Source organism: Achromobacter sp. D7-1 (assembly GCF_059760445.1).
Genome location: NZ_JCBAMT010000158.1, coordinates 1 through 4,062 on the forward strand (window position 1 = coordinate 1; position 4,062 = coordinate 4,062).

General features: G+C 64.3%; 5 protein-coding genes. 1 reads left to right on the forward strand and 4 read right to left on the reverse strand.

Annotation, left to right across the window (positions count from 1 at the left end):
- Positions 1 to 250 precede the first annotated feature (250 nt).
- Positions 251 to 1,846, forward strand: a complete 1,596-nt coding sequence (locus AC6LKD_RS32445; RefSeq protein WP_498118533.1) for a methyl-accepting chemotaxis protein — start codon at positions 251 to 253, stop codon at positions 1,844 to 1,846.
- A gap of 53 nt (positions 1,847 to 1,899) precedes the next feature.
- Here AC6LKD_RS32445 and fliR read toward each other — a convergent pair whose 3' ends face one another.
- From fliR to AC6LKD_RS32465, 4 genes are all read right to left on the reverse strand, one after another.
- Positions 1,900 to 2,688 carry a flagellar biosynthetic protein FliR gene (fliR, locus tag AC6LKD_RS32450; RefSeq protein ID WP_492276840.1) on the reverse strand — a complete coding sequence of 263 codons (789 nt, stop codon included), beginning with the start codon at positions 2,686 to 2,688 and terminating at the stop codon, positions 1,900 to 1,902.
- Positions 2,689 to 2,722: 34 nt separating this feature from the next.
- Positions 2,723 to 2,992 (reverse strand): flagellar biosynthesis protein FliQ, encoded by a 270-nt coding sequence (gene fliQ, locus AC6LKD_RS32455; protein WP_008163193.1) that lies wholly within the window; start codon positions 2,990 to 2,992, stop codon positions 2,723 to 2,725.
- 17 nt (positions 2,993 to 3,009) lie between these two features.
- Positions 3,010 to 3,801 (reverse strand): flagellar type III secretion system pore protein FliP, encoded by a 792-nt coding sequence (gene fliP / locus AC6LKD_RS32460; RefSeq protein WP_013393405.1) that lies wholly within the window; start codon positions 3,799 to 3,801, stop codon positions 3,010 to 3,012.
- A gap of 27 nt (positions 3,802 to 3,828) precedes the next feature.
- Positions 3,829 to 4,062 (reverse strand): FliO/MopB family protein (locus tag AC6LKD_RS32465; RefSeq protein WP_498118534.1); only part of this gene is annotated, 234 nt, incomplete at its 5' end.

Genomic DNA, 4,062 nt, shown 5'->3' on the forward strand with positions numbered 1-4,062 from the left:
CAGCGCGGCCGCGGTCCATGTGCTTTACGCCTTGGCGCGCGCAGAACTCGTGCGCACGTTAAGTTTTCGAAAATTTGGCCGTTAATAACAATAACGCCTGAAAAGGGCGGTGAACAGCGTTCGAAAATCGGGGCCGTGCCGGCCCGAATTTGACGAACCTGGCGGGGGAACACGTCTATGCGGGGCGTCAGATCCGGTTTGCTCGCCGATATTCATTCGCTGCCCGACATGATGTACCCGGAGGCAAGCTGTGCGCGTCAACCTACCCGTCCACAATGTAGAAACCAAGCTGCGCGAGGATCAGTACTTGATCTCGCGCACGGATACGAAGGGCCGGATCGTCTATGCGAATCCAGCCTTTGTCGAAGTCAGTGGCTTCTCTCGAGAAGAACTCATCGGCAAGCCGCACAACATCGTGCGCCATCCCGACATGCCGCCCGAAGCCTACGAAGATTTGTGGGAGACGCTGCAAGCGGGTGAATCGTGGCTGGGGCTGGTGAAGAACCGGCGCAAGGACGGCGGCTACTACTGGGTGCTGGCCAACGCGACGCCCATCGTCGAGAACGGCGAGGTCGTGGCGTACTCCTCGGTGCGGGTACGGCCGTCCGAAGAGCAGGTCGAAATGGCCGAGGACCTGTATGCCCGTATCCGTGAGGGTACGGCCCGGGGCGTGCGCATCCTGCGCGGGCGTCCGGTGCGCGCCGGTTGGCGCCGTGGCCTGGACGTGCTGACGTTCGCTTTCCGCAGCAATGTCCGCAGCCGCATGCTGCGCCATGCGCTGCTGTCGTCAGCCATCGTCGCCGGCGCCGGCATCTATGGTTTGCGGACCAACTGGGCGGAGCTGAGCACTTGGGGCGCAAGCGTCGGCTGCGCGGCCATCGCACTGGGCGTCATCGCCATCTTCGGCATGGGCTGGCGCTTGTCCCGGTCGCTATTGGATCCCATGGTGGATGCCGCCAATATGGCGCGCCAGGTCGCAGCCGGCAACCTGACCACGCAGATCGTGGCGGATTCCGATGACGAGATCGGCAGTTTGAAGTTTTCGCTCGAAGTGATGCGCAAAAGCCTGATCGGGATTGCTCAGGACGTGTACCGCGGCATCGAAGGTACGACCCATGCCGCGGCGCATATCGCGCGCGGCAACCAGGAGCTGGCGGGCCGCACCGAAGGCCAGGCGGCGTCCTTGCAGCAGACTGCCGCCAGCATGGAACAGCTGACCTCCACGGTGCGGCAGAACGCCGACAATGCGCGCCAGGCCAACCAGCTTGCGGCCAGCAGCATGGAAGTGGCGCGCAAGGGCGGTGTGGCGGTGGGGCAGGTGGTGAACACCATGCACGGTATTTCGGACAGCTCGCGCAAGATCGCCGACATCGTCAGCATCATCGAGGGCATTGCCTTCCAGACCAATATCCTGGCTTTGAACGCGGCGGTCGAGGCGGCCCGCGCCGGGGAGTCCGGCAAGGGCTTCGCCGTGGTGGCGGGCGAGGTCCGCAGCCTGGCGCAGAAGAGCGCCCAGGCCGCCAAGGAGGTCAAGGGCCTGATCGAGGACTCGGTGGAGCGCGTGACCGAAGGCTCCCAGCAGGCCGAACAGGCGGGCGCGACGATGCAGGATATCGTAGCCGCCGTGCACCGCGTCACCGACATCATCGGCGAGATTTCCCAGGCGTCGCAGGAGCAGTCCAGCGGCATCGAGCAGGTGGATACGGCGGTGTCGCAGATGGATGTGATGACGGTACAGAACACCGCGCTGGTCCAGGATCTGGGTGGCGCCGTCATGCAGCTGGGCAGCCAGTCCGGCGCATTGCGCGAGACGATCCGCGTGTTCCGTCTTACAGGCCAGCAGTAAGGAGACGGGGCGGTGCCATGCATCGCCTCGGCGCTCGGCGTCAGCCGGGGCCTCTATTTACCCGCCAGCGCATCGGCGACCCGGCTCATTGCCGTGAAGCCGGATTCGAACAGTGATTCCAGGAAAGGCCCCGCGTGCGGCAGCACGACAGTCAGAATCGTCACACCGATGATGAGCGTCACTGGAAAGCCGATCGAGAAAACGGACAGCTGCTGCGCCGCGCGGTTCAGGATGCCCATGGCCAGGTTGATGGTCAGCAGCGCGCAGATCAGCGGCAGCGCCAGCAGCAGGCCGGATATGAAGATGGTCTTGCCCCATTCCACCACGACGCCAAAGCCGTTCTGGTGTAGCTGAATCATGGCGACAGGCAAGGTATCGAAGGACCGTACCAGCGCGGCCAGGACCAGCAGATGGCCATCCAACGCCAGGAATGTCAGCATCGCAATGATGTTGAACAGGCGCGACAGCACTGCGGTATTGGCGCCGGAGCTCGGATCGAAGAAGGAAGCGAACGACAGGCCCATCTGCAGGCCCACGAATTCGCCGGCCGTTTGCACGGCGGCGAACACCAGGCGCATCGTGAAGCCCAGCGCAATGCCGATCAACACTTGCTGCATGACCATCCACAGCCCAGTGAACGAACCGGGCGCAATAGGAGGAACGGGATCCAGCGCAGGGCTGATCGCGACGGCCAGGACGAACGACAGCCCGATCTTGACCTTCATCGGAATCAGCGATTCGGAGAACAAAGGGGCGGTACCCACGAGTGCCAGGATGCGCACGAAGGGCCAGAGAAACTGGCCGATCCAGCCGTTGAGCTGCTCGAGCGTGAAGGCAATCATGGGGAGAGGCCCGGGGTCCGGCGGCTGTGGCCGCTCAGGACACCAGCATGGGGATCTGGCCGATCAGCTGCCGGATGTAGTCGACCATGACGCCTATGAGCCAGGGCCCGAGCAGCACCAGCACGCCGCACATGGCCAGCAGCTTCGGAATGAACGACAGCGTCATTTCGTTGATCTGCGTGGCGGCCTGGAAGATGCTGATGACCAGACCCACCACCAGCGTCACGAGCAGCAGCGGTCCGGCCATCGCCAGGACGATCTTCATCGCCTGGTAGGTCATGGTCATGACGGTTTCTGCGGTCATGGCGATTCTCCTCCAGGTTATTGATAGAAGCTCTGGGCCAGCGAACCCATGAGCAGGTTCCAGCCGTCGGCCAGCACGAAAAGCATCAGCTTGAACGGCAGCGCCACCGTCACCGGCGGCACCATCATCATGCCCAGCGCCATCAGCACGCTGGCGACGACCAGATCGATGATGAGAAAGGGGATGAAGATGGTGAAACCGATCTGGAACGCGGTCTTGAGTTCACTGGTGATGAAGGCCGGTACCAGGATGCGCAGGGGCACCTGCGAGGGGTCTTCCAGGGCAGGCTGCTTCGCCAGGTTGGCGAACAGCGACAGATCGTTTTCGCGTGTCTGGTGCAGCATGAAGGTGCGCAGCGGACCGGCCGCGCGTTCCACGGCGGCTTCGAACTGGATCGAGCCCTCGGATAGCGGCTTATAGGCGTCGGTGTAGATCTTGTCGAACACCGGCGACATCGTATAGAAGGTCAGGAACAGCGCGAGGCCGATCAGCACGTGGTTGGGCGGCGACATGGCCGTGCCCATGGCGCTGCGCAGCAGGCCCAGCACGATGATGATGCGGGTGAATCCCGTCATCATCAGCAGCGCGGCGGGCAGGAACGACAGCGACGTCATCAGCAGCAGGGTCTGCATGCTGAGCGAATAGGTTTCGGACCCGTTAGGCCCCGGCGTGGCGGTCAGCGCAGGCAAGGTGGCCTGCGCGACGACCCCTGCGGGAAACAGGGCCAGGCCCAGCAGGGCCGCGGCGCCGAGCAGGTGCAGCGCGCCTGGCCGGGCGCGGGCGGGTGTCGTGCTAGTGGGCAAACTCATGGGTATCGCTTGGAGGGCGCGGCAGCGCTAGCGGCGCTTGAGCGCCTGGCCCAGCTTGGCTGCGAAGGCGGCGGCGGGCAAGGTCGAAGCCTCCGGCAATTGGCCGGCGGGCAGGGTGTGCAGGGTGTTGAGCTGGTTCGGGCCGACGCCCACCACCAGCCAGGTGTTCTCGACTTCCACCACCACGATGCTCTGGCGCGGACCGACCGGCAGGCTGGCTACCTGCCGCAGCAGATTGCCGCCGCCGCGCGGGGTCAGCCC

What these genes read in the sequence shown, in the direction of transcription:
- fliR (WP_492276840.1), bottom strand. Translation starts at nt 2,688, where the DNA reads ATGATTGCCTTCACGCTCGAGCAGCTCAACGGCTGGATCGGCCAGTTT.
- fliQ (WP_008163193.1), bottom strand. Translation starts at nt 2,992, where the DNA reads ATGACCGCAGAAACCGTCATGACCATGACCTACCAGGCGATGAAGATC.
- fliP (WP_013393405.1), bottom strand. Translation starts at nt 3,801, where the DNA reads ATGAGTTTGCCCACTAGCACGACACCCGCCCGCGCCCGGCCAGGCGCG.